The following is a 4,950-nucleotide window of genomic DNA, read 5'->3' as shown; positions in this document are numbered from 1 at the left end:
GGCCAGCTGGGGGTCGCAGCCCGGTGCCCCCGCGGCCCCGCCCGCGCCCACCGCGCAGCCGGCTCCCTGGCAGCAGGCCGGGTCGCCCGCGCCCGCGGCATGGCAGCCCACGCCCTCCAGTGCCCGCACGCCGACCGCACCCGCGACCAGCCGCCCGGCACAGCCGACGTGGTYGGCGACCCCGCCGGCACCAGCCGGGTCCGCGACGGACGCCCCACCGGCGACCTGGTCGCCGACCGGTCTGTCCGCCGGGACCGTGCCGGCGCCGCGCGCCGGCGGGGATCCGACGACCCCGCCCTTCGCCGCACCGCCGGAGCCGGTCCCGAGCGCCGCGGCGCACGACGGCTACGACGATGACGATGACGACGACGACGAACGGCCGCGCCACCCGTACACCTGGCTGCACCTCATCGTGCTCGCGCTCGTCGCGTTCGTGCTCGGCTTCCTCATCGTCCTGCTGCTGAGCCAGCGCGAGAGCGCGGCCGGGACCAGCGCCGCGTCCGACGCGGTGCCTACCGCGTCCGCCGTGACCCACCAGACGCACGTCCTGACCGGCCTCCCGGCCGGTCCTGCCTGATCTACACCGAGGAGACCCGTGGCTGCGACCGAACGAGCGATCGAGCTGGCCGTGGCGGCCGCTCGTGCCGCCTCCGACATCAAGGCCGAGGAGATCATCGCGCTCGACGTCAGCGAGCAGCTCGTGCTCACCGACGTCTTCCTCATCGCCTCCGGCAGCAACGAGCGGCAGGTCGGCGCGATCGTCGACGCCGTCGAGGAGGCGCTGTTCAAGCTCGGCGCCAAGCCGATCCGTCGCGAGGGCAAGGGCGCGGGGCGCTGGGTGCTCGTCGACTTCGGCGACGTGGTCGTGCACGTGCAGCACGCGGAGGACCGGGTGTACTACGCCCTCGAGCGGCTGTGGAAGGACTGCCCGGTGATCGATCTCCCCGCTGACGCGCGGGGGACCGACGCGGGCGTCGACGCGTGACGGCGGGTCGTCTGCTCCTGGTCCGGCACGGGCGCACGGCCTACAACTCCCAGGCGCGTCTGCAGGGCCAGGTCGACATCCCGCTCGACGACGTCGGCCGCTGGCAGGCCCGCACGGCCGCGGCCCGGCTGCTGACCCGGCACGAGCCGACCGTCATCGTGACGTCCGACCTGAGCCGCGCGCACGAGACCGCGAGCTTCCTCGGGCGTGCGGCAGGCCTCGACCTCGTCGTGGACGCCCGGCTCCGGGAGCGGGCGTTCGGCCTCTGGGAGGGCCTCACGGGCGACGACCTGAAGCGTGACTGGGCCGACGAGTTCGCCGTCTGGCGCGCCGGCGGCCAGCCCGAGGGCGTCGGCGCCGAGACGCGCTCGGAGGTGGCGAAGCGCGTCCGCGAGGGGATCCTCGAGCACGCCGCGGCGCTCGGTCAGGACGACACGCTCGTCGTCGTCTCGCACGGCTCTGCCATCAGCTGCGCGGTCGGCGACCTGCTCGGCATGCCGACCGACTGGCACGGCTTCGCCGGCATGCTGAACGTCCACTGGACCGAGCTCATCGCCACCCGCGGCGACTTCGCGCCCGCGTGGCGGATGGTCGGCTACAACCTCGGCCCCACCGACGCGTCGAGCGACTGGAACGCCGGACCCGACACGACGCACGACTCGGGCGTCGACTCAGAGACCCGGGACCCCGATTAGCGTTTGGGCCCGCGTTCGTTCTAAACTCTCCGAGCGCCTACGGGCGTGAGTGGCCCCTCACGGGGGGCTGCGGGGCTGTGGCGCAGCTGGTAGCGCACCTGCATGGCATGCAGGGGGTCAGGGGTTCGAATCCCCTCAGCTCCACCGAAAGTGCTGGTCAGAGGCCACGCCGGGATCCTGAAGACAGGAGCCTGACGTGGCCATCGGCCATTTTTGGACACTTATCGGTTTTGGCTCGACCTCAGGGCGGGGAGTCTCGGACCTCCTCGCGCGTGTTGGGCGCTTCGCCGCACACCTGCTGGCATGCAGACCAACGTGACGTCGGCCACGGAGCCGGCGATGACCCTGACCGAGCTTGCCGCCGACCTCTCGGTGAGCAATCAGGCGCTCGACGACCTGCGCTCCCAGGGGCGCGGACGCCACGGCTTCTGGGTCGGACGCCAGCTGCGCTTCCGCATGAGCGAGATCGAGGCCTGGCTAGCCCGCATGGAAGCCGCCGACCGCGAACGCCACCGCCCGCGAGGTGTGGACCGGGCGCTGACCGTCACGCTCCGTCCGTCGGCGTGCTGGCACGGCGTGGCTGTTTTTCGCTCGGAGTGGTGCGGATCGGCCTAGCCTGCGGGGGATGGTCGCCACGGAGGGAGTTTGCAGGTGTCGGACAGCACGCTCCAGGCCCTTGGTGGCGGCGCCAAGCCGGCCGCGCAGTTCGGTCACGACGCCCTGGTCGCCTGCGACAACCTGGTGCGCATCTTCCAGTCGGGCAGCGTCGAGGTGCAGGCCCTCCAAGGCCTGGATCTGCTGGTCGACGAGGGCGAGATGGTCGCGGTTGTCGGAGCGAGCGGCTCAGGCAAGTCGACGCTCCTCGCGGTGCTCTCCGGGATGGACGCACCGACGGCGGGTCGGGTGCGCGTCGGCCGCTGGGACCTCATGGCGATGCACGCGAAGGAGCGGGTCGCGTACCGGCGCCAGATGGTCGGGTTCGTGTGGCAGCAGACGTCGCGCAACCTGCTGCCGTACTTGACGGCCCGGCAGAACGTCGCGCTGCCGATGAGGGGGCCACGCCGGCAGCGGGCGGCACGTGCGGGCGAGCTGCTCGACCTGGTGGGTGTCGGGCACGTCGCCGGCCGGCAGCCGCAGCAGATGTCGGGCGGCGAGCAGCAGCGCGTCGCGATCGCGACTGCGCTGGCCAACGAGCCGCAGCTGCTGCTGGCCGACGAGCCGACGGGCGAGCTCGACACCGCCACGGCCCGGGAGGTGTTCGACGCGCTGCGCACGGCGAACCGGGAGTCCGGCACCACGGTCGTCGTGGTCACGCACGACCCGGCCGTCAGCGGGCTCGTGGAGCGCACCGTCGCGATCCGGGACGGGCGCACCAGCAGCGAGGTGCTCCGGCGGGACGCCGGCGGCGACGTCACGCACGAGGAGTACGCGGTGATGGACCGGGCGGGGCGGCTGCAGGTGCCGCGGGAGTACCGCGAGGCGCTCGCGATGACCCGGCGCGTGCGCCTCGCGCTCGAGGCCGACCACCTGGGCGTCTGGCCCGACGGCAGCCAGCGGTGAGCGCCGGCAGCGGCGCAGCGGTGCACGTCCGGGACGTGCACCGCACCTTCGGCAGCGGTCCGTCCGCGGTGCACGCCCTGCGCGGCGTCGACCTCGACCTGGCACCAGGTGAGCTGGTCGCGCTCGTCGGGCGGTCCGGGTCGGGCAAGACGACGCTGCTCAACGTGGTCGGCGGGCTCGACCGCCCGGACGCGGGCAGCGTGCTGGTCGACGGCGTCGACGTGGCCGCGCTCAGCGACGACGAGCAGGCCATCCTGCGGCGGGACAAGGTCGCGTTCGTGTTCCAGACGTTCGGTCTGATGCCCGTCCTGACGGCGGCCGAGAACATCGGCGTGCCGATGCGGCTGCGCGAGGCACCTGTGGCGGAGCGCGAGCGCCGCGTCGAGATGCTCCTCGAGCTCGTCGGGCTGACCCCGCACGCGCTGCAGCGGCCCGACGAGCTGTCTGGTGGCCAGCAGCAGCGTGTCGCCATCGCGCGGGCGCTGGCCGGGTCCCCTCGGCTGCTGGTCGCCGACGAGCCCACCGGGCAGCTCGACAGCGAGACCGGTCTGGCCGTGATGGCGTTGATCCGCGGCGTCGTCGAGGCGGAGGGGATGACGGCACTGGTCGCCACGCACGACCCGGTGATGATCGCGCTCGCGGACCGCGCGGTGCGCGTGGTGGACGGCCGGCTGGTCGGGGCTGCCGAGCGTGGCTGAGCTCGTCTGGCGACGGGCCCGCGCCCAGGTCGCCGTGCTGGTGGCGGTGCTGACGGTCATGGTCGCCGGCGCGTCGCTCGTCGGGGCGTGCGTGCTGCTGCTGACGGCCTCCCCGCAGCGGGCGCTGCAGCTGGCGATCGTCGACACCCCGGTCGCGGACGTCGAGGTCGGCGTCGCGCTCGGCTTCCCGGAAGAACCCGACGATCCGGACGAGAGCGAGCGCGTCGCGGCGACCGCACAGGATGCCTCCGGGGCCGTCGCCGAGGCGTCGGCGATGCTCACCGCCCCGTTCGGGGATCTCCCGACGACCACGACCACGTGGACCTCCACCGTCATGCGGTACCTGCCTGCCGACGGACGCCCCCTGAGCCTGGCGTACCTCGCCGAGCTCGACGACCGCGACGCCCGCGGGACGCTCGTCGCGGGGCGGTGGCCCGACGCGTCGGGCGAGGCTGCGCTGCCCACGTCGGCCGCGCGGGCGCTCGGTCTCGACGTCGGGAGCGAGACCACCCTCGCCGCGGCCCCGGGCGGCGGCGGCGCCGGGCTGACGGTCGTCGGGACGTTCGTGCCGCGACCCGGCGTGGCGTGGGAGGAGGACCCGCTGCAGGGAACCGGCGTGAGCCCGAACTACCGCGGGTACATCACCGCCTACGGCCCGTTCGTCGTCGGACCCGGCGAGGTCGCTGCGAGCGGCGTCCCGCTGCGTCGGGTCACCCTGCGGGTGCAGCCCGACCTGACGGACGCGACCTCGGCCGACCTCACCCGGGCCGGTGCGGGGGTCGATTCGTTGGACGGGGAGCTGGCCAGCGCGCTCGGTGACCGCACGCAGAACCTCGTGGTGGACCTGCCGTTCGCGCGCACGATGCACGACGCGCGGGACCAGCGCGGGGTGACCGGCTCGGGCGTGCTCGCCGTGGCGCTGCTGGGCGGCGCGCTGGCAGCGACCACGGTGGTGCTGGCGGCTCGGCTGGTCGCCGGGCGGCGCGCGGCCGAGGCGGCGCTGCTCACCGCG

The 4,950-nt window shown here is 74.1% G+C and carries 6 protein-coding genes, 1 tRNA gene and 1 pseudogene; all 8 read left to right on the top strand.

Annotated features, from left to right (window positions below):
* Positions 1–577 (top strand): annotated as a pseudogene (locus ACXJKA_RS19800) (hypothetical protein); the annotation flags it as partial.
* A gap of 18 nt (positions 578–595) precedes the next feature.
* Positions 596–985 carry a ribosome silencing factor gene (gene rsfS / locus ACXJKA_RS19795; protein ID WP_456826907.1) on the top strand — a complete coding sequence of 130 codons (390 nt, stop codon included), beginning with the start codon at positions 596–598 and terminating at the stop codon, positions 983–985.
* Positions 982–1,680, top strand: coding sequence for a histidine phosphatase family protein (locus tag ACXJKA_RS19790; protein ID WP_456826906.1), 699 nt, complete (start codon positions 982–984; stop codon positions 1,678–1,680). Before rsfS ends, ACXJKA_RS19790 begins: the two co-directional genes overlap by 4 nt.
* A gap of 71 nt (positions 1,681–1,751) precedes the next feature.
* A tRNA-Ala gene (locus ACXJKA_RS19785) sits at positions 1,752–1,824 on the top strand.
* A 195-nt stretch (positions 1,825–2,019) separates the two neighbouring features.
* The gene (locus ACXJKA_RS19780) at positions 2,020–2,295 is read left to right on the top strand and encodes a helix-turn-helix transcriptional regulator (protein ID WP_456826905.1); all 276 of its coding nucleotides are present in this window, start codon (positions 2,020–2,022) and stop codon (positions 2,293–2,295) included.
* Positions 2,296–2,331: 36 nt separating this feature from the next.
* Positions 2,332–3,240: an ABC transporter ATP-binding protein gene (locus ACXJKA_RS19775; RefSeq protein WP_456826904.1), complete on the top strand. Its 909-nt coding sequence runs from the start codon at positions 2,332–2,334 to the stop codon at positions 3,238–3,240.
* A complete protein-coding gene (locus ACXJKA_RS19770) occupies positions 3,237–3,938 on the top strand; it encodes an ABC transporter ATP-binding protein (RefSeq protein WP_456826903.1) in 702 nt (233 codons plus the stop codon). The genes ACXJKA_RS19775 and ACXJKA_RS19770 overlap by 4 nt, the downstream gene beginning before the upstream one ends.
* On the top strand, positions 3,931–4,950 hold a 1,020-nt coding region (locus tag ACXJKA_RS19765; protein ID WP_456826902.1), incomplete at its 3' end, for a hypothetical protein. The genes ACXJKA_RS19770 and ACXJKA_RS19765, both read left to right, overlap by 8 nt.

This window comes from Cellulomonas sp. P5_E12, from assembly GCF_054049315.1.
The sequence above is the reverse complement of the archived record's forward strand: the minus strand, read 5'-3'. Positions and strand labels throughout refer to the sequence as shown.